The sequence below is a fragment of the Paenibacillus sp. CFBP 13594 genome, assembly GCF_014842675.1.
GTDB classification, from domain to species: domain Bacteria; phylum Bacillota; class Bacilli; order Paenibacillales; family Paenibacillaceae; genus Paenibacillus; species Paenibacillus amylolyticus_B.
This window is the reverse complement of the sequence record NZ_JACYVQ010000005.1, coordinates 162,489-180,317: the sequence shown is the minus strand read 5'-3', so window position 1 is coordinate 180,317 and position 17,829 is coordinate 162,489. Positions and strand designations below refer to the sequence as shown.

At 47.0% G+C, this 17,829-nt stretch carries 22 protein-coding genes; 20 read left to right on the top strand and 2 right to left on the bottom strand.

The window, feature by feature from the left end; all coding sequences use genetic code 11:
- Positions 1-5: 5 nt before the first annotated feature.
- Complete coding sequence (locus IFU39_RS17440; RefSeq protein ID WP_047843628.1) at positions 6-998, bottom strand: DUF1385 domain-containing protein; 993 nt, start codon at positions 996-998, stop codon at positions 6-8.
- Between the two features lie 213 nt (positions 999-1,211).
- Between IFU39_RS17440 and IFU39_RS17435 the strand changes: the two genes are divergently transcribed.
- The 5 genes from IFU39_RS17435 to IFU39_RS17415 all read left to right on the top strand — a co-directional run bounded on the left by IFU39_RS17435 (position 1,212) and on the right by IFU39_RS17415 (position 5,714).
- Complete coding sequence (locus tag IFU39_RS17435) at positions 1,212-1,790, top strand: YqhR family membrane protein (protein ID WP_091018144.1); 579 nt, start codon at positions 1,212-1,214, stop codon at positions 1,788-1,790.
- A gap of 76 nt (positions 1,791-1,866) precedes the next feature.
- Positions 1,867-2,310: a type II 3-dehydroquinate dehydratase gene (gene aroQ, locus IFU39_RS17430; RefSeq protein ID WP_036614400.1), complete on the top strand. Its 444-nt coding sequence runs from the start codon at positions 1,867-1,869 to the stop codon at positions 2,308-2,310.
- Positions 2,311-2,349: 39 nt separating this feature from the next.
- Entirely contained in the window at positions 2,350-3,423 is a 1,074-nt protein-coding gene (locus IFU39_RS17425) for a M24 family metallopeptidase (RefSeq protein ID WP_036674988.1), read from the top strand.
- Between the two features lie 289 nt (positions 3,424-3,712).
- Positions 3,713-4,270, top strand: coding sequence for an elongation factor P (gene efp, locus IFU39_RS17420; protein ID WP_017687580.1), 558 nt, complete (start codon positions 3,713-3,715; stop codon positions 4,268-4,270).
- 190 nt (positions 4,271-4,460) lie between these two features.
- On the top strand, positions 4,461-5,714 hold the full coding sequence (locus IFU39_RS17415; RefSeq protein ID WP_047843625.1) for an aspartate kinase: 1,254 nt from the start codon (positions 4,461-4,463) through the stop codon (positions 5,712-5,714).
- 86 nt (positions 5,715-5,800) lie between these two features.
- Here the strand turns inward: IFU39_RS17415 and IFU39_RS17410 are convergent, their stop codons facing one another.
- The gene (locus IFU39_RS17410) at positions 5,801-6,550 is read right to left on the bottom strand and encodes a 2-phosphosulfolactate phosphatase (protein ID WP_192134013.1); all 750 of its coding nucleotides are present in this window, start codon (positions 6,548-6,550) and stop codon (positions 5,801-5,803) included.
- Positions 6,551-6,813: 263 nt separating this feature from the next.
- Between IFU39_RS17410 and spoIIIAA the strand changes: the two genes are divergently transcribed.
- The 15 genes from spoIIIAA (at position 6,814) to folD (ending at position 17,820) form a co-directional block, all read left to right on the top strand.
- Positions 6,814-7,818 carry a stage III sporulation protein AA gene (gene spoIIIAA / locus IFU39_RS17405; RefSeq protein ID WP_036674989.1) on the top strand — a complete coding sequence of 335 codons (1,005 nt, stop codon included), beginning with the start codon at positions 6,814-6,816 and terminating at the stop codon, positions 7,816-7,818.
- Positions 7,811-8,329, top strand: a complete 519-nt coding sequence (gene spoIIIAB, locus IFU39_RS17400) for a stage III sporulation protein SpoIIIAB (RefSeq protein WP_036614389.1) — start codon at positions 7,811-7,813, stop codon at positions 8,327-8,329. Before spoIIIAA ends, spoIIIAB begins: the two co-directional genes overlap by 8 nt.
- A gap of 29 nt (positions 8,330-8,358) precedes the next feature.
- Entirely contained in the window at positions 8,359-8,562 is a 204-nt protein-coding gene (gene spoIIIAC, locus IFU39_RS17395) for a stage III sporulation protein AC (RefSeq protein WP_017687585.1), read from the top strand.
- 32 nt (positions 8,563-8,594) lie between these two features.
- Positions 8,595-8,984, top strand: coding sequence for a stage III sporulation protein AD (spoIIIAD, locus tag IFU39_RS17390; RefSeq protein ID WP_017687586.1), 390 nt, complete (start codon positions 8,595-8,597; stop codon positions 8,982-8,984).
- 68 nt (positions 8,985-9,052) lie between these two features.
- A complete protein-coding gene (gene spoIIIAE, locus IFU39_RS17385) occupies positions 9,053-10,195 on the top strand; it encodes a stage III sporulation protein AE (protein ID WP_373419868.1) in 1,143 nt (380 codons plus the stop codon).
- A 31-nt stretch (positions 10,196-10,226) separates the two neighbouring features.
- Complete coding sequence (spoIIIAF, locus tag IFU39_RS17380) at positions 10,227-11,057, top strand: stage III sporulation protein AF (RefSeq protein ID WP_179198579.1); 831 nt, start codon at positions 10,227-10,229, stop codon at positions 11,055-11,057.
- A 15-nt stretch (positions 11,058-11,072) separates the two neighbouring features.
- Complete coding sequence (gene spoIIIAG, locus IFU39_RS17375; protein ID WP_091018137.1) at positions 11,073-11,711, top strand: stage III sporulation protein AG; 639 nt, start codon at positions 11,073-11,075, stop codon at positions 11,709-11,711.
- A gap of 66 nt (positions 11,712-11,777) precedes the next feature.
- A complete protein-coding gene (locus IFU39_RS17370; RefSeq protein WP_091018135.1) occupies positions 11,778-12,608 on the top strand; it encodes a SpoIIIAH-like family protein in 831 nt (276 codons plus the stop codon).
- A 139-nt stretch (positions 12,609-12,747) separates the two neighbouring features.
- A complete protein-coding gene (gene accB, locus IFU39_RS17365) occupies positions 12,748-13,212 on the top strand; it encodes an acetyl-CoA carboxylase biotin carboxyl carrier protein (RefSeq protein WP_091018285.1) in 465 nt (154 codons plus the stop codon).
- Positions 13,213-13,267: 55 nt separating this feature from the next.
- Complete coding sequence (gene accC, locus IFU39_RS17360) at positions 13,268-14,611, top strand: acetyl-CoA carboxylase biotin carboxylase subunit (protein ID WP_091018133.1); 1,344 nt, start codon at positions 13,268-13,270, stop codon at positions 14,609-14,611.
- Between the two features lie 216 nt (positions 14,612-14,827).
- Positions 14,828-15,238, top strand: a complete 411-nt coding sequence (locus IFU39_RS17355) for an Asp23/Gls24 family envelope stress response protein (RefSeq protein ID WP_017687593.1) — start codon at positions 14,828-14,830, stop codon at positions 15,236-15,238.
- Positions 15,239-15,384: 146 nt separating this feature from the next.
- Entirely contained in the window at positions 15,385-15,924 is a 540-nt protein-coding gene (gene amaP / locus IFU39_RS17350; protein ID WP_017687594.1) for an alkaline shock response membrane anchor protein AmaP, read from the top strand.
- A 14-nt stretch (positions 15,925-15,938) separates the two neighbouring features.
- Positions 15,939-16,172 carry a DUF2273 domain-containing protein gene (locus tag IFU39_RS17345; protein WP_017687595.1) on the top strand — a complete coding sequence of 78 codons (234 nt, stop codon included), beginning with the start codon at positions 15,939-15,941 and terminating at the stop codon, positions 16,170-16,172.
- Between the two features lie 222 nt (positions 16,173-16,394).
- On the top strand, positions 16,395-16,847 hold the full coding sequence (gene nusB / locus IFU39_RS17340; RefSeq protein ID WP_192134011.1) for a transcription antitermination factor NusB: 453 nt from the start codon (positions 16,395-16,397) through the stop codon (positions 16,845-16,847).
- A gap of 115 nt (positions 16,848-16,962) precedes the next feature.
- A complete protein-coding gene (folD, locus tag IFU39_RS17335) occupies positions 16,963-17,820 on the top strand; it encodes a bifunctional methylenetetrahydrofolate dehydrogenase/methenyltetrahydrofolate cyclohydrolase FolD (protein ID WP_017687597.1) in 858 nt (285 codons plus the stop codon).
- Positions 17,821-17,829 lie beyond the last annotated feature (9 nt).

Below are 17,829 nucleotides of genomic sequence, written 5' to 3'. Positions count from 1 at the left end.
ATCATTCACCCTTTCACAGGATCGAGTGTTGCAACAGGTACTTCTGACGTAGCAGAGACATTGGCAAGCTTGGCATCCAACTCACGCATACGGTTAAACGAAGCAATGGATACTTCTACCTGTTCGTTGGTCGGTTCTTTTGTTGTCAGCAATTGCAGCCACAATCCCGGGTATCCAAGATAACGCAGTACAGGAATATCACGTACCGAATTCGTGAGCTTTAACAGTTCAAAAGAAATGCCTAGCACAACTGGCAATAACAACAGACGCTGACCCATCCGTTCCCAGAGGTTATCGTACGTGAAGAGGGAGTATAGAAACACTCCGATAATGACAGTCAACATAATGAAGCTGCTTCCGCAGCGGTAGTGCAGTCGGCTGTACTTTTGCACGTTCTCCGGTGTCAGTTCTTCACCAGCTTCATGTGCGCTGATTACTTTGTGTTCCGCCCCATGATACTGGAAGAGACGTTTAATCATCGGTGTCTGTGAGATTAACCACAGATAAGCGAGTAACAGGATCAGCTTAATGCCGCCTTCCAGTAAATTATGCAGAAACTGATTGTCGAATGCATTTTTGAATAGAAAATTCTCGATAACAACAGGAAGCAATGTGAGCACAACTTTACCAAAAAGGAATGAAAGGATGGCGACGGCGGTCACACCAATGATCATGCTTAGGCTCCAGCCCGAACCTTCTTTCTCTTTTTGCTTGGCTTTCTCTTCAGGTTCCAGTTCATCATCAGCATAGGCGTCAGCAGAATAATTGAGATGTCTGCTACCTTTGACACTTGAATCTATAATGCTGACAATTCCGCGTAATAAAGGAATCCGCCGCAATTTCATGACCCAGGACTTGTCTTGCTTGGGAACTTCCAGATACGTAATTTCGCCGTCTTTTCTACGAACAGCTGTAACGTTGACATGTTTCCCACCGAACATTACGCCTTCAATGACAGCTTGCCCCCCATAGCTGACAGGCTTGGATTGTTGAGGCAAATTATTCACCTTCCTATTCTGTTCTAGGCCTTCGCGATCAAAGGCAGTTTAATAACCCTATTGTATCGAATTTTAAGACCAATTTCTAGTTTGTGAGTCAAACCTTGAAGGATGTTGTTAAGATTGTCCTGTTTTGAACATACTACCTCGTAGAATCGGAGCGGAAATTTGAGGCATAATGCGGGATTATCAACTGAATGAAGGAGAATATCGATGACAGAACGTAAGCATGAAGATACATCACAAGATGAAGGTCAACGACCCAATGAGCGGCAGCCAAAGTACAAGGGCAGGCGCCCTACCCAGAGGCAAGGTCAAGCACACTACTACACCAAGCCATTTTCCTTTGCGTTAGAGCTTGGCTTTTTTGCCGGTTTTATCTGGGGTGGGCTGCATTGGCTATTCTATCTGTTGCATTTTACGATTGTACCTGTCGGATTTCTGGCCGAGCCTTTTTTCAAACATGAATATATATATACCGCAGCAGGACATTTGACAGGTTGGCTGTTTTTTATCGTCTTTTCCATCTTGGCATCCTTGTTATACACGTTCACGATTAGAAAACTGAAAGGGCCGTTACCCGGCATGGTGTATGGAATCGTCTGGTGGCTGATTCTCTTTATCCTGGTAGGACCCAAACTGGGGATGATGAAACCTTTGAATGGTTTAACGTGGGATTCAATCATCACGGAACTCTGTTTCTTTTTGCTGTGGGGGCTGTTCATTGGTTACACGGTAGCCATGGAGTACACGGACGAACGCAAACGCGAGCCGGAGCAAGCGGGGGCATAGCGCAAAAAAGCTTCTCAATCCGGCAATGGCTGTGTTAAAATAGCAGATGGTTATTTGCAGAGAGGGTGGAGCAGCGATGAAACGAATTATTGTGATCAATGGTCCGAACCTGAACATGCTTGGTGTACGCGAACCGGGCATCTATGGAACGCTTAGTCTGAAGGATATTGAGGACAAAATTCGCAGACAGGCTGACGAAATTGGCGTCTCCATCGCTTTTTATCAATCGAACCATGAAGGGGACATCATTGACCGCATTCATGCAGCGATGGGTGAGGCAGACGGAATAATACTGAATGCCGGAGCATTTACCCATTATAGCTATGCTATACGTGATGCAATCAATGCTGTAAAAGTCCCTACGGTTGAAGTACATCTATCCAACATTCATGCACGCGAAGCGTTCAGACATCATTCAGTGATTGCAGCGGAAACAATCGGGCAGATTGCCGGATTTGGCGAAGTAAGCTATGAACTGGGATTGCTGGCACTTGTGCGTCATCTGGACAAACAAACCTGAGCCGGGAACCCGGGAATGTGAGAGAAAGAAGGGTTACCGATGGAAAACAAACGAGTAAATAAGTTGCGTGAAGCCATGCGTGAGCATGAACTCACTGCAATGCTGATTACAAACCCGATTAACCGTCGTTATATGACGGGCTTTACAGGCTCGGCGGGATATGTGCTGATTACGGAACAGGATGCATATCTGCTGACTGATTTCCGCTATATGTCACAAGCGCCTCAGCAAGCCAAAGGATTTACCGTTGTGGAGCATGGAGCTAAGCCGATGGATACGGTGCGCGAATTGCTGACATCCGCGAATATCAAAGAAGTGGGCTTCGAGCAGGATAGCGTCACATTTGGCACGCATTCCGCTTATGCTGAAGCACTTCAATCTATCGAACTGAAAGCTGTATCCGGGATCGTGGAGCAACTCCGTATGTTCAAGGATGAAGATGAGATCGCGGTTATGCAGAGAGCAGCAGATCTTGCGGATGCCACGTTCAGCCACGTTTTGCAGTTTGCAAAACCAGGTATGACGGAGCGTGAAGTGGATCTGGAGATGGAGTTTTTCATGCGTAAACATGGAGCAACGTCCTCTTCGTTTGACACCATTGTAGCATCGGGCGAACGTTCTGCTATGCCTCACGGTGTAGCGAGCAGCAAGGTCATCGGACAGAATGAGTTAATTACATTTGACTTTGGTGCACTTTTGGACGGATACTGTTCAGATCTGACACGTACCATTGCAACAGGTACACCTGTACCTGAGCTGCGCAAAATTTATGACATTGTACTGGAAGCTCAGTTACATACGCTGGAGAACCTGAAACCGGGCATGACCGGACGGGAAGCAGATGCATTGGCTCGTGATATCATTGCAGGTCACGGATATGGAGATCAATTCGGACACAGCACAGGCCACGGCCTGGGTATGGAAGTTCACGAAGCTCCACGCTTGTCCAAGCTTAGCGACGATGTATTGAAACCGGGTATGGTTGTTACCGTTGAACCGGGTATATATATTGATGGGCTTGGCGGCGTGCGTATCGAGGATGACGTAGTGATTACCGAGACGGGTATTCATATTCTCACGAAGTCGGACAAGAAGTTCACCGTAATCGGCTAAATTACAGCCACAGGGATATAAGACGATTTTTAATGTGTTATTTAAATTGAAAATAAGAAATTTCACCATAACGGAGAGTGCAGAACCAATCTGAAGAAGCGAAGCGTTCGCCTTTATCACCGAATTTTCCCATTGATAATGGGATCAAAAAATCTGGGGATAACAGCGATCCGAGGATGGTACTGCAATCGAAGTGAACGAGGTGGCCATTCTTGGGCTCATTTTACATATAACATTAATCCATCGTCTTATATCACCTACTTTTTAACCATATCAGGAGGGATTTTTTGTGATTTCAGTAAACGATTTTAAAACAGGCTTGACCGTGCAAGTAGATAACGATATCTATACCGTGCTTGATTTCCAACACGTTAAACCAGGTAAAGGCGCTGCCTTCGTACGTTCCAAATTGAAAAACCTGCGTAACGGTAACACCGTTGAAAAAACATTCCGTGCAGGCGAAACGATTGGTCGTGCCATCATCGAAAACCGTGGCGTATCCTACCTGTATGCAAGCGGTACAGAGCACACATTCATGGATAACGAAACATATGATCAGTTCACATTAACTAGTGATCAACTGGAATGGGAATTGAACTTCCTGAAAGAAAACATGGTCGTTAAGATTGTTAGCTACCAAGGTGAAATCCTGGGAATCGACTTGCCAACAAGCGTTGAGTTGAAAGTCATCGAGACTGAGCCAAGTGTTAAAGGTAACACTGCACAAGGCGCTACCAAAAATGCAAAAGTGGAAACAGGCTTGAACGTACAGGTTCCTTTGTTCATTAACGAAGGTGACGTTCTCCTGATTGACACACGTGAAGGTAAATACTCTTCCCGTGCGTAACTTTCACAGCTTGTAAGCTAAAAAAGGTTATTAACAACCCTTTGCCATTCCTTTGGCAGAGGGTTTTTTCGAAAAAAGATTAGCCTATCAGGCGCTTTCGTAATATACTGGGTTAAAGTCATTTCTCGTAGAGAATAATGACGATGGACATTAATTATGCATACTGCACAAGGTAGGGAGTGGATTTGCGTTGTCATTGTACGTCATGAAATTTGGGGGCAGCTCGGTCGGAGATACAGAACGCATGAAGCGTGTAGCCGGACGTGTTGTAGAAAAAGCTGATGAAGGACATCGGTGTGTAGTTGTGGTTTCTGCCATGGGGGATACAACAGATGATTTGATTGATCAGGCAAAACAACTGAATAGTGATCTGCCTGCTCGTGAGATGGATATGCTCTTAACGACAGGAGAACAGATTTCGATCTCTTTGTTATCGATGGCTATTCAAGCGCTTGGACGTAAGGCAGTATCGTTTACGGGCTGGCAAGCGGGATTCCGCACAGAGCCGGTTCACGGAAAAGCACGTATTCATGATATTCAACCTGACCGTGTGAATGCAGCACTTGCCGAGGGAAACATTGTTATTGTTGCAGGCTTCCAGGGCATGACGGAAGACGGCGAGATCACAACGCTGGGTCGTGGTGGTTCGGATACCACAGCTGTAGCGCTGGCGGCAGCAATTAAGGCTGATGCGTGTGAGATCTATACGGATGTAGACGGAATCTATTCTACGGACCCGCGGATCGTTAAGGTTGCGCGCAAGCTGAAGGAAATATCCTATGACGAAATGCTGGAACTTGCTAATTTGGGAGCAGCGGTGCTGCATCCGCGTGCAGTAGAGTACGCGAAGCATTCCGGTGTACCTTTAATTGTAAGATCCAGCTTTAACCATAATGAAGGAACGGTTGTGAAGGAGGAAGCAGCAATGGAACAAGGCGTAGTGGTTAGTGGTATTGCCTATGACAAAAACGTGGCTCGCATCAGTATTCTGGGTGTGCCGGATGTACCAGGAGTTCTGGCCGAAGTATTTGGTGCGCTTGCATCCAATCAGCTGGATGTGGACATTATCGTTCAGAGCGGAGTGATGGATGGCAAAGCGGACTTCTCGTTCTCTGTGGCGCTGTCTGACCGTGAGAATGCATTACGTGTCATTGAAGGCCTTCACAGCCGCTTGCCTTACCGTGAAGTCACATCTGAGGAGAACCTTGTTAAAATCTCCATTGTTGGCGCAGGTATGGTCAGTCACCCGGGTGTAGCTGCGAAGATGTTCAAAGTTATTTCCGCTGAAGGCGTGAGTATCAAGATGGTAAGCACTTCCGAGATCAAAGTATCTTGTGTTATTGACGGAGATAAGCTGCATGACGTCATTAAGGCATTGCATACAGCATATGATCTTGACACTGCCGAGCAAGCCGTTATCGGTGGACCTCAAGATCGCAGATAAGTATCTTCTGTGTATGTAAATTAGCAAAGGTGTACTGTTGCCAACGGGCAGCAGTACACCTTTTTTTGTTTTTCTCATGGCCATTCTCACATCAACTTGAACATCTTTTCCCCGCGTATGCCTCTATATGGTTGCATGAGGTTCCCCTCCCCCATCTCGGGAACACAATCCAGCAAGTTTAATTGAGAACAATATGAAATGTCATGGACCCTGCCTAACTTTTCAAGCCTACGCCCGCTAACAGATCCCTGCACCAGCTCCGGGATGCTCTCCTGACATTGGGATACCGCCTGATGAAGTGCTATGCCGAGATCGTTTAGTTGGATGGGAGAGCAGGATTGACGGTGCAGTTCGTCGATGATACATCCAGCACACAAGGCGTCCTCCAGTGCAAATTCATCCTGATTCCCCGCACATAACAGCAATACATCTCGTTGAAGTTGGCAGAGAACTGCTGCGACAGCCCTGACATTGAGTAATGATCCAGCTAGTACATGTTTCGCCCTGGAAGCTTTAATCAAGGCTCGGGTTCCATCGGTTGTGGTCAGGATGATCGTTTTATTAGCAATGTCCTTAGTCATATATTCATAGGGGGAATTACCCACCTCGAATCCGGTGATTTTTTTGTCAAAACGCTCCCCGCCTCGAATGCAATCTTTCACTTCCATTTGTTTAGCTTGTGGAACGGTCTCTACGGCAATCACAGCCAAAGCGTCATACGCCAGAGCCGTAACAATTGTACTGGTCGTACACAATACATCAATGACAACTGCACTTCGCCCTGCAATATCAATAGTACGTACTTCATTCACATTGCCAACGACATCAACTCGCACTCCCCACAACTCCTTTCTGTATCTGGGGATCGGTAGTTCTGTTTTGAACCGGAATGGAACTTACCTATCTGCAATTACTATATGCATGAACATCTAGACGGGTGCCTAGAACAGAAGGTGCATCTATGGTTTCAACTCTCAACCGTATTCTGAAGAATTGATAGATTTCAGCGTCATAAAATAAATGTACAGGCATAAACTTGAGATATGAACAAGCGCCAGAAGTGTGAACCAAATGATCTCAAGGTTGGAGGAGCCTACTCATGAAGGTGAACTGGAGGGAACTTTTTCCGGAACCGATCCGAACCATTCTTGGAAGAATGCCACCCGCTCTATTGGAACAAGTGGAGGAAGTACGTATTCGTGAAGGCAGACCCCTGGAGATTAATGCAGGCAACACATACCACTTCCTGACACCTCAAGGTTGTCCAACCGGGAATCCTGAAGAAGCGTATGTTCCTCAGAAAGAAGTGACGCACAGGTTGCTGGATCTGATCAGTAACCATTCACTTTATACATTGGAAGAGGAACTGCGCAAAGGGTTCATCACCATACCTGGAGGACATCGAATCGGGCTTGCTGGCCGAACGGTACTAAGCGGTGGGCGTGTCGAATACCTGCGTGACATCAACGGGTTTAACGTTCGGGTAGCCCGTGAGGTACATGGAGTAGCTGATCGTATCCTTCCTTATCTTCTCGATATGAAGAGCGGACAGGTCCTGCACACGTTGATCCTATCACCACCACAACAAGGGAAAACGACGTTGCTGCGAGATCTGGCGAGACAAATTAGCAGTGGTACAAAGCTTACAGGGGGAACTGAACTGGTTCAGGGAATACGTCCGCGTCTGAAAGTGGGCATTGTGGATGAAAGGTCCGAAATCGCTGGTAGCTACAAAGGAGTACCTGGCTTCGACGTAGGTCCCCGAACAGATGTGATGGACGGTTGTCCGAAGGCTGAGGGCATGATGATGATGCTTCGCTCCATGTCGCCCGATGTCCTGATTGTGGACGAGATCGGTCGTCCGGAGGATGCCGAAGCGGTGATGGAAGCCCTGCATGCAGGAGTCTCAGTGATTGCGACTGCTCATGGTCGTGACCTATCGGAGCTGTCGGCCAGACCCGCCCTCAGAACCTTAATTACGGAGCAGATGTTTCAACGTTATGTCCAGCTGCAACGGACGAGCCGGGGCATGACCTTTCGGCTGGCTGATGGCAAAATGCGTGGGTTGCAGCAGACCGGGGCAGGAGGTGAAGCCTTTGGTTAACATGTTTGGTGCGGTAATTATTCTGTTAGCCAGCACCCTCGCCGGTTTTTACAAGGCCAGACAGTATGCATTAAGACCGAGACAGTTGCGAGAACTCATTGCAGCCCTCCAGCGACTAATGACGGAGATTAACTATGGGCTCACTCCACTTCCCGATGCCATGGGCAAGATGGGAGCACAGACCAAAGAACCTGTAAAGACGCTGTTTCTTCATGCAGCTACACAGATGGAACCTCCTCATGGACTCACTGCCCGGGAAAGTCTGCAGTCAGGCGTGGATCTAGCGTGGGGAAGATCGGCCATGAAGGCTGACGAGAAGGAAGTGATGTTGCAACTAAGCTTCAGCCTTGGCACAAGTGACCGTCAGGATCAGACCAAACATATATCGTTAGCCATTCAACAACTAATGCATGAGGAATCCCGCGCTCAGGCCGATCAAATGAAATATGAACGAATGAGCCGAAGCCTCGGGATGCTTGTCGGAGCGTTAATCGTCATTCTGATCTTCTGAAATAGCCGGGATAGTGAGGTGCCAAGGTCATGAATCTAGAAGTGAACGCAATCTTTCAAATTGCGGGTATCGGAATCATCATCGCCATGATTCACACGGTACTGAAACAAATGGGAAAGGAAGATATGGCTCACTGGGTGACTGTAATCGGATTTGTCGTTGTATTGTTCATGGTGGTCCGTATGCTGGACAGCCTGCTACAAGAGATCAAATCGATATTTCTTTTTCAATGAAAAACGGTCATGAAGCCGGATGGTGGTGACCTGTGGAAATTATCCAAGTTGTAGGTTTGGCGCTCATCGCAACAGTGCTAATTCTGGTTATTAAGGAACAGAAACCCATGTTTGCTTTTCTGATTGCTGCCGCGACCGGCATTGTCATCTTCATGTTGTTGATTGGAAAAATCGGTGCAGTCATCGAAGTGTTGAAGCGGCTTGCCGAGAATTCAGGCATGGAAAGTATTTATCTGAAAACGGTGCTGAAAATTATTGGCATAGCGTACATCGCTGAATTTGGCGCACAGATTGTCAGGGATGCAGGTCAGGAGAGCATTGCGTCCAAGATCGAACTGGCTGGTAAGGTACTGATCCTTGTACTTGCTATACCGATCATCAGCATTATTATCGAAACCGTCATGAAGCTGATGCCGGTGTAGAAAGGGCGTGCGGACTTCATATGAAATCAATGCATCATAAGCCGCAGTGGCGCCTTACGGTTGTGCTGATGCTCTGTTTTCTGTTTGGTATCCTGGGACAGGTTACTGCAACCTCGCCTTCCGGTGAGTGGATGGAGCAGCAGGCCGATCAGCTTCCCAAGGATCAGGTGGAGAAATACTGGGATCAACTGATGCAACAATACGGTGGTTTCTTCCCGGAAGGGAAGACCCCTTCCTTCATGGATATGTTAATCCCCGGCAATGAAGGGTTCAGCCTGAAATCAGTGTTTGTGGCGATTGGAACCTTCATGCTGCATGAAATTTTATATAATGGCAAGCTTCTGGTCACGATTGTGATGTTAAGCGTACTCAGCATGATACTGGAGACGCTTCAGACTGCATTTGAGAAAAATAATATTAGCAAAATCGCCTATTCCATCTGTTATATGGTCATCATCATCATTGCAATCAACAGCTTCAGTGTGGCGATTGGATACGCCAAGGATGCCATAACTGGCATGATCAACTTCATGATGGCCATGGTTCCCTTGTTATTCACACTGCTTGCGTCCATGGGTAATGTCATCACCGTCTCGGTGACACATCCACTCATCATTTTCATGATTCATCTGGTGAGTACGTTGATTCACTTGCTGGTATTCCCGTTACTCTTCTTCTCAGCTGTTCTGCATCTCGTCAGTTCATTGTCTGACAAGTACAAGCTGACACAGCTGGCAGACCTCCTGCGCAATATTAGTGTGGCACTGCTGGGTATCCTGCTGACGATGTTTTTGGGTGTAATCTCAGTTCAGGGAGCATCGGGATCGGTAGCGGATGGAGTTAGCCTGAAGGCCGCCAAATACATCGCAGGCAACTTTGTCCCTGTCGTGGGCAGAACATTTGCGGATGCGACGGATACGGTAATTACAGCTTCTTTACTTGTCAAAAATGCAATTGGACTCACCGGAGTGATCATCATTTTGTTTCTATGTGCCTTTCCGGCACTCAAGATCCTGGCTCTTGCCTTGATATACAACGTAACTGGTGCCATTATGCAACCGCTTGGAGACACCCCGATTGTAGGATGCCTCCAGGCCATCGGCAAGAGTATGATCTACGTATTTGCGGCGCTCGCAGCCGTCGGGCTGATGTTTTTTCTGGCAATTACCATCTTGCTGACCGCGGGCAATCTGACTGTCATGATGCGCTGAATGTATGTTGGCAAGAAAGGGGATGGAAAGGATGGGGTGGCTGAGCAACTGGCTCCAGGAATTGATTATGATCGTTCTGCTGGCGACTTTTGTGGATATGCTGTTGCCCAATCGATCCATGGAACGTTATGTCAAGCTTGTGCTGAGCCTTCTCATCCTGCTGACCCTTTTATCACCCATAACTAAGCTCCTCAAAAGTGATCCGGTTGGCGAACTGAAACGGGCAATGTCGGCAATGGATGCGCCATCGGATGGGAATGCAACACTCGAACAGATATTAGCTCAGGGCAAGCGGCTGCAAGCGGGTGAACAGGAACAATCCTTACAATGGACAGCGAAAGAACTGGCTAATGTCATGAAAGGCCAGATTGAAGAAACAACAGGAGCGAAGGTTCGATCCGTAGAGGTACAGCTGGCAATGAGTAAATATGAAACCGAGATGGAAGCTGCCTCATCCGTCGAACTGCCTGTGATCCAGCGTGTGTTGGTCGAGATGGCCGGAGAGGATGCAGGAGGAGAAGTGAAGGCAGGGCAGCAAGAAATCGCTGCCAATACACAACCCATATTTGGAACAGACACAGAATCCGAGAAGGATGAAACACATCAAATACAGCAGCCCATCCAGATCGGTCAGATTGAAGTGCCTGATGTACAGATTGATGTGAGTAGAGGGCAACGTGATGGAAATGAAGCGTCTTCCGAACCTGTTATACGTGATCAGACAGATGAGACGAAGCAGCAAGGTGAGACATCCACAAGGTCCGAACATGCGGTGCAGATTATTACATTGTTGACTGAAAAGTGGGATGTTGATGCAAACAACGTTCAAGTGACAGAACCAAAAAGTGCTGAAGTGCTCTGAGAAGGAGGGTGTCCGATGAAACAATGGTTCAAAAAGATGGAAACCTGGATGGGTGGTGGAGAGGGTGGGGCAAGGCGAAATCAAACCTTCCGCTGGCTGATTATCCTGGGTTTGATCGGGGTGGGAATCATGCTGTTCAATTCCTTCGTCAATGTCAAAAAAATTGATTCCGAAAATATCGGTCGGGAACCACCGGACCCGGCAACATCCATGGCATCCATACAGAGTGATCCGTCAGAACAGAATCCTTTTCAGGCGATCGAAATTGCATTTGAAGACAAAATCAAAGGTGTGCTGGAAAACATTGTTGGTGTGGGAACGGTTGATGTGATGGTTACCGTGGATTCCACAGAGGAATTAGTCGTTCAGCGGAATGTGAAGGATTCTCAGCAACTTACCGAAGAAACCGATGCTAGCGGGGGCAAGCGACATATGACGCAATATACCCGTGATGGCGAGATTATTACGTACGAAATATCAGGGGATCAGACACCTATAGTGACCAAAAAGCTCAAACCGCAGATCCGTGGGGTGCTTGTGGTTGCCAGGGGTGCAGAGAACAAGGTTGTGAAGGACCTGATAACCGATGCTGTGGAAAAAGGACTGAATGTGGCAGCCTACCGGATCTCGGTTGTACCGCGCAAACAAGACTAATCTGATGTGTTGAATCACAAGATTCAATTCTCATAAGATTGAAGCTAATTTGAGGAGGAAGTTCTAATGAATAACAAACGCCAAACGGTATGGCTCGTTTCCATGCTGAGTCTGATGGTCATTTTGTCCGCGTATTATCTGTTCACTGAAGATTCCGGTCCAGTCAACGCGCCGGTGGCTGACAGTCAGCAAGTGGATGGAATCAAGCAAGGGGAAGCCAAGGAGACGGCAGGCATTCTTGATCCTACAGAAGGTTTGGTTGTGAATGAAGTGGTGAATAGCGGCGAAGTTGAAAGTGATCCAAGTGCGGCTGGCGCTGTGGAAGAACCGGCGGCTTCAGAAGGTAAAGAAGCTGGAAATACAGAGAAAACACCTGCTGTCGAACCAGGCGAGAATAAGGGTGAGGCAGGCAAAGAAACCAACAAAGAGACCGACAAAGGGGCAACAACAACACCGGAGACAGACGGTCAGGCAGGAGGCACTGCAACGAAGACAGATGAGGAAGTCCTCAAGGAAATGGAAGAGCAGAATACGACAGCATCTGCAAGCAGCCAGTTCCAGAACTACCAATGGCAGCGTGAAGAGAGCAACAATCGCAAGTATGAGGAACTGATGACCGTAGCAGGTGATCTGAGCAAAACGCCAGAGGAGAATGCCAAAGCAACGGAGCAACTCCGCACACTGGAAGAAAAAGAAGCTAAAATCACTGGCATTGAAGAGACGCTCTCTCAACAGTTCGCTAATGCGATCGTTGAAGAAGATGCCGACAAGTATAAAGTTGTGGTCCTCAGTGACAAACTGGATGTAAAACAGGCGGTATCCATTGTGGATCTGGTGATGAAAGAATTGGCGGTTTCACAGAACAAAATCAGCGTGCAATACGTCACAGAACAGTAATTCAAATCATGGAAATGTAGTCCCGGGAGCTGGTTGTACTCTCGGGCTCTTTCCATTTTTAATGATTATGATATAATACATAAAGCCATATGACCGTCCTAGTGAGACTGGCATGATGCCGAAGGAGTGAATAATGGAAATGTTTAAATTGAGTGAAATCAAAGAACTGATTAAACTGGTAGATGAAAGTTCCGTTCAAGAATTGGAAATTGAAAATGAAGGATCACGGTTATCGATCCGCAAACCGGGCAAAACGGAGTATGTTCAAGCAGCTGCTGTGCAACCGCAAATGATTGCTGCTCCGCAAGTACAGCCGGCAGCAGTGGTAAATGAAGCTGCACCGCAGGTCGATACTACAAGTCATTTACATAAAATTGTATCTCCGATGGTAGGTACTTTTTACAGAGCTTCCTCGCCGGAAGCAGGTCCTTTTGTGAGCGCTGGTGATAAAGTTGTTGAGAAAACAACGGTATGTATCATCGAAGCTATGAAGCTGATGAACGAGCTTGATGCGGACATCAAGGGAGAAATCGTTGAAGTGCTGGTTGAGAACGGACAGCTGGTCGAGTATGGGCAGCCCCTTTTCCTGGTGAAACCGGAATAACCGTTATAGCTGGTTAACAGCTAACCGCATGAGCTTCGAAGGAGGACAAAACGAAATGAAATTTCAAAAAATACTGATTGCGAACCGTGGAGAGATTGCGGTACGTATTATTCGTGCCTGCCGTGAAATCGGCATCTCAACGGTAGCCGTCTATTCGGAAGCGGACAAAGATTCTCTGCATGTTCGTCTTGCAGATGAGGCTTATTGTATCGGACCGACACTGTCTAAGGACAGTTACCTCAACTTCACAAACCTGATGAGTGTAGCCACACTGACGGAATGTGATGCAATCCACCCTGGTTACGGTTTTTTGGCGGAGAATGCTGACTTTGCAGAAATCTGTGGTTCCTGCAATATTACATTCATCGGCCCTTCACCCGAAGCCATTACCAAAATGGGAGACAAGGCTGTTGCCAAACAGACGATGAAAGATGCAGGAGTACCTGTTATTCCTGGATCAGACGGCCTTGTTGAAAATATGGATGAAGCCATCATGATTGCTAGAGATATCGGATATCCTATCATTATCAAAGCTACTGCTGGTGGCGGAGGTAAGGGAATTCGTATTGCCGAAGATGAAGAAACGCTGATTAAGCAGATTACCGCTGCTCAGCAGGAAGCACAAAAGGCATTTGGCAATGCAGGTGTATATCTGGAGAAATTCCTGACAGGTATGAAACACGTGGAAATTCAGATCATTGCTGATAAACACGGAAATGCAGCACATTTGGGAGAGCGTGATTGTTCTGTTCAGCGTCGTCGCCAGAAATTGGTAGAAGAAGCTCCGTGTCCGATTCTCTCCGAAGATGTGCGCACACTGATGGGTGAAGCTGCGGTACGGGCTGCCCTTGCTGTGGACTACTCGGGAGCGGGTACATTGGAGTTCCTGCTCAGCCCGAATGGCGAGTTCTATTTCATGGAGATGAATACGCGTATTCAGGTAGAGCACCCGGTAACCGAGATGGTTACTGGCGTGGATCTGATCCGTGAGATGATCTCGGTAGCGGAAGGCAACCCACTTTCATTCCGTCAGGAAGACGTGGTTATCAATGGCTGGTCCATTGAATGTCGTATCAATGCAGAAGATCCGGACCGTAACTTTATGCCATCACCAGGCAAAATCGGATTCTACCTTGCACCGGGTGGACCTGGCGTTCGTGTAGATAGTGCTGCTTATCCGGGTTATACCATTTCACCTTTCTATGACTCCATGATCGCAAAATTGATCGTGTGGGGAGCAAATCGTGAAGAGGCGATTGCCAAGATGAAGCGTGCCCTTGGGGAATTTGCGATTGAAGGCATATCTACAACTATTCCTTTCCATCAGAAATTGCTGGAGCACCCAACGTTCATTCGTGGTGACTTTGATATCAAATTTCTTGAGGAAAACGAGATTTAAAAGGTATATTGGGCTTGTTTGTCATAATGTAGCCCAAATGATATAGTATGAATAATAAGAGCGCATGTCTCCTGCAAAGGATAAGCCCGCACCTCGCGGATGTTTGCAGGAGTTCCGGTAAAGCCGGACCGGAAGGGTCTGAAGGTTGAATAACCTTAGTCCAGCGCCCTGACGGATGGCCGCAAACTTATCTCGCGAAAGGTGTGTTGAACAGTTATGAGTACACTACCGACTGAATTTGAACGAACGGATATCGGTGAAATCCAGATCGCACCTGAAGTTATTGAAGTGATTGCTGGATTGGCGACCCTTGAAGTGAAAGGTGTTGCAGGCATGAGTGGCGGATTCGCTGGCGGATTTGCTGAATTGCTTGGTCGCAAAAACCTTTCCAAAGGCGTTAAAGTTGAAGTGGGCCAACGTGAAGCTGCAGTTGATGTTTCTGTAATTATCGAGTACGGATACCGTCTGCCACAGGTAGCTACGGAGATTCAACAGAACGTGAAACGTTCCATCGAGAACATGACAGGATTGAATGTGAATGAAGTGAATGTGCACATTCATGACGTTCAGTTCAAGAGCACCGAGAAAGTGGAAGAGATCGACCTGAACAGTCAGCGTGTAAAATAAAAGAAGACAGATTCCCCCGGCATCATCTGCCGGGGGTTATCCCGTCTTGGACAGGTCTTCATTATAGCGAAAGCTAGATGAGGATCTGATTTTTTGCTAGTGAACAGGTTAAGTCATGTTAGTGAGCAAGGGAGGCTGTGCAGTTCGTGGCTAAAATACTGGATCGGCTTCTGTTGTTTATATACAGCATAAGCGTTGGAGCAATATCGGCAGCCGTCATTCTTCTGATTAGCGGTGTGCTGCCTTACGAATTGAATTACCAGCAGGAACAAAACGTTATTGTTGCGTCGGTTATTGCAGCAGCGATTTTGTTTATCCTGAGTTTGCGATTTTTCTACATCTCGGTTCGGCGTGAGCGTGCATCGTTGCCGTCTGTAGATCAACGTACTGAGTTTGGTGATGTACAGATTTCGATGGAGACGATTGAGAATCTCTGTCTGAAGGCAACTTCCCGTTTTCGGGGAGTACGTGATGTCAAGGCACGCATACGTGTGGTTGAGTCAGGACTGGAGATTATGATCCGTGCAGTAGTGGATGGTGAGACACCTATTCCTGCGCTGACTTCTGATCTGCAAAAGGCGATTCATGATCATGTACAAGAGATTACGGGCATCCCGGTTTCTTTTGTCACGGTGTATATCGCTAATGTGACCCAGTCGCCTAACTACAAGAGTCGAGTGGAATGAGGTGAGTTTCACTGATGCTGTGGAAAGAGATTTGGGATAGTCACAGAGGCCGAATTACCGGAATTATCGGCGGCATCTTTTTTGGATTTCTTTATGTATGGATCGGTTTTTGGGATATGTTGTTCTTTGCACTCTTGGTGTTCATTGGTTATACGTTAGGCAGACGAAGCGATTCGAAGCTGGGTTCGTCCATTCCCTGGAGGGAGTGGGGACAATGGCTGGGCGATCGCTGGCGTCCGTTTAAGTGACCTACCTGAACCCTGCAATATGTTTCTTCCGAAAATAGAGCTGTAGTTTAGGTTGCCCGTTTTTTGGAGGAAACGTATTGCAGGTTTTTTTGTGAAAAGGGATAACAATAACAATACCGTGTAATCCATCGATCTAACCGATACAGGATTTGATGAGATGGATGCATGGATTATAAAATAAGCATGATGACGCTCCAGGCGGAGCGCTGCAGGAGGCAGGACATGAAAAGACGTTTGGCAAGGGAAATTGCAGTACAAAGTCTGTATCAGATGGAAATGAATGAGGTAGGTGCAGCAGAAGCTGTGAACATGTTGATCAATGAAGCTGCTGAAGATAATGAAACTGAAGTAGTTATCCGCGATGCAGATGTAATGCGTACTTATGTTACTGAGATTGCACAAGGAGCTTGGAACAATAAGGAAGCCATTGACGGTTTGCTTGTGGATTATTTGAAAGGTTGGCAGATTAGCCGTCTGTCACGTGTAGATCGCCAGATTCTACGACTGTCCACGTATGAAATGGTGTTCCGTGATGACATCCCGGCAAAGGTATCTGTCAATGAAGCGATTGAACTGTCCAAATATTTTGGTACAGAAGAATCCGGTAAATTCGTCAATGGTGTACTTGGACGCATGATTCAGGAAGTTGACGCCATTAAAGCAAAATTATCTTAAGTTATGATTAATTATAGTGTGTGTTCAAAAAGACCGGTTTTCAGTATCCTTCGTAATCAAAAGCGGGCTTTTTGAACAACCTCTAATTTTATATTCACATAAGGGAGAGAGTACAATGACAGCATCTATTATTAACGGTAAAGAAGTATCCCAAGAGATCCGCGCAAGCATGACAACAGAAGTAAAACAGCTTAGCGAACAGGGGGTAGTACCTGGTCTGGCTGTTGTGCTCGTCGGGGAAGATCCGGCATCCCAAGTCTATGTGCGTAATAAAGAAAAAGCATGTCACGACCTCGGTTTCTACTCCGAAGTGCATCGCTTGGATGCAGATACGTCCCAAGAAGATCTGCTTGCGCTGGTGGACAAGCTGAACAATCAACAATCCATTAACGGAATTTTGGTGCAACTCCCACTACCGAAACATATCGAAGAGAAAGCGGTCATTGATGCAATTGCCGTGGATAAAGACGTAGACGGATTCCATCCAGTCAATGTTGGTAATCTCGTCATTGGAGACGATAGTCTGCTTCCATGTACCCCAGCGGGTGTAATTGAACTGATCAAGCGCACTGGATTGGAAATGTCCGGTAAACATGCGGTAGTCATCGGAAGAAGCAACATCGTTGGCAAACCGGTATCCCTGTTGCTCCAACGTGAGAATGCGACAGTAACCATGTGTCATTCCCGTACAGCCAACATGAAAGAAATTACACGCCAGGCGGACATTCTAGTTGTAGCCATCGGTCGTGCAAACTTTGTGGATGCTGATTTTGTGAAACCGGGTGCTGTGGTTATCGATGTCGGCATGAACCGTTTGGAGAATGGCAAACTGGCAGGAGACGTTGATTTCGAGAGTGTGAAAGAAGTTTCTGGTCCAATTACACCCGTTCCAGGTGGTGTTGGTCCGATGACAATCACAATGCTGATGCAAAATACATTGATCGCTGCCAAGCGCGCTCACGGATTGGCCTAGGGTTTTGTC